General features: G+C 69.3%; 2 protein-coding genes. Both read left to right on the forward strand.

Features of this window, described 5'->3' with window-relative positions; translation table 11 throughout:
• Positions 1-786, forward strand: a 786-nt coding sequence (locus VFA16_RS05875) for a CocE/NonD family hydrolase (RefSeq protein ID WP_324966917.1), incomplete at its 5' end; no start/stop codon positions are given.
• A gap of 70 nt (positions 787-856) precedes the next feature.
• Positions 857-2,283: arabinosyltransferase domain-containing protein (locus tag VFA16_RS05880; RefSeq protein WP_324966918.1), on the forward strand; the 1,427-nt coding region annotated here is incomplete at its 3' end.

Consider the following 2,283-nt stretch of genomic DNA (forward strand, 5'->3'; position numbering starts at 1 on the left):
TCCGACCCGCCGTTCACCTTTCAAGCCATCGGATGTCCGCAATGGTTCCACGCCCGCGAGTTCCCGCTCCCCGAAGCGACGCCCACCCGGTTTTATCTGGCGGAGGCGGGCCGTCTCAGCACTGAATGCGCCTCGGACCAAACGGTGGCGACCCTCGATTACGCGGCTCGCGGTCCAGTGGCTGGCCGAAGCCTGGAGCAGTGGACGCTGGGCATGAACAGCTTCTTCACCGCCCAGCGCGGTCGGCGCATTCGCTATGACACCGACAACCGTCGCCTACAGCGCAGGGCGCTGACTTACACGACTGAACCATTCACGTCGCCCACGCTGGTGGCCGGGCCGATCGCGCTGACCATCCATGCGACAGCCAACACCACCGAGACCCTGTGGGTTGCCCACCTCGACGACGTCGCGCCCGACGGAACCAGCCGCCCGCTGACGCAGGGCGCGCTGCTCGGTGCACACCGTGCGCTGGACCCCGACCGCACCTGGTATCTGCCCGACGGCACCGTGCTGCGACCGCATCACTCCAGCACCCGCGCCGCGACCGAACCCGTCGTTCCCGGCGAGCTGACCCGCTATGACGTCGAGATCTTCCCGACCGCCGCATACATCGCACCCGAGCACCGGCTGCGGCTCATTCTGACCACCTACGACTTCCCGCACCTGGTTCCCACTAAGCCCGCGCGTCCTGCCCTGGCCGGCGGACGCTACCAGCTCCATCAGGGCGGCCCGACCCCGTCGCACATCCTCATCCCGCTTGCCGACCCGGGCGCCTTCGGCTGAACCGCGACATCCGCGTCTTCCGCGCCCGCCGCGCGGGCGAAGTCGAAACCGTCGCATACGATCGACCCTCGTGTCCCACGACGGTAATGCGCGATCGACGCAGCGGATCGCACGCATCATCGCCGTCGTCGCCGGCATCGCCGGTCTGCTGCTGTGCAGCGTCATCCCACTGCTGCCGGTCAAACAGACCACCGCGACCATCCTCTGGCCCCAAGGCACCAGCGACGGGCACGTCACCGGTATCACCGCACCGCTGGTGTCCGGAGCACCGCGAGCCCTGGACATCTCTGTCCCCTGCCCGGCGATCGCAACGCTGCCGGCCGGCGGCGGTCTGGTCTTGTCGACCCTGCCCGCCGACGGGTTCCAGACCGGCAAGAGCGGACTGTTCGTACGCGCCAACAAAGACACCATCGTCGTCGCCTTCCGCGACACGGTGGCGGCGGTGGCGCCCCGGTCCGCGGTGGCCGCCGGCGCATGCAATGTGCTGCACATCTGGGCTAGTGCCGGTGGGGTCGGTGCGGACTTCGTCGGTATCCCCGGCGCCGCCGGCACGCTGCCAGCTGAGAAGAAGCCTCAGGTCGGCGGCATCTTCACCGATCTGAAGATCGGTCCTCAGCCCGGGCTGTCGGCTCGTATCGACATCGACACCAGGTTCATCACGACGGCCACGGCAATCAAGGAAGCCGCGATGGCGCTCGGCGTGCTGTCGGTGCTGGTCGCTGTGGCCGCGCTGGCCATCCTGGACCGCCGGGCGGGGCCGCGAACACCCCGCATTTGGCGATGGTTGCGGGCTAATATCGCGACCTGGCTGGCCGACGCCGCCGTGATCGCGACACTGCTGGTCTGGCATGTCATCGGGGCCACGACGTCCGACGACGGCTACAACCTCACCATCGCCCGGGCCGCACGCCAAGCCGGATACGTGCCGAACTACTACCGGTTCTTCGGCACCACGGAGGCCCCGTTCGACTGGTATCCCTCGGTGCTGGCGCACCTGGCGTCGGTCAGCACTGCCGGGGTGTGGATGCGGCTGCCCGCCACCGCCGCCGGCATCGGGTGCTGGCTGATCATCAGCCGCTACGTGCTGCCGCGGCTGGGCCCGGCCAGGGGCGGCTTGGCTGGCAACCGGGTGGCGGTATGGACCGCGGGCGCGGTGTTCGTGGCCGCCTGGTTGCCGTTCAACAACGGCCTGCGCCCGGAGCCGCTGATCGCGTTCGGGACCCTGTTGACCTGGGTGCTGGTCGAGCAGGCGATCGCCACCCGGCGGCTGGTTCCGGCGGCGGTCGCGATCGTGCTCGCGATGCTCACCGCAACTCTGGCCCCGCAGGGCCTGATCGCACTCGGTGCGCTGTTGACCGGTGCGCGGGCCATCGCCCAGATCATCATGCGGCGTCGGGCAGCCGATGGGTTGTTGGCGCCGCTGGCAGTGTTGGCCGCGTCGCTGTCGCTGATCGCGGTCGTGGTGTTCCGCGCCCAGACGCTGGCCACGGTCGCTGA

Origin of the sequence: Mycobacterium sp. (assembly GCF_035653355.1) — a bacterium.
Lineage (GTDB): Bacteria > Actinomycetota > Actinomycetes > Mycobacteriales > Mycobacteriaceae > Mycobacterium.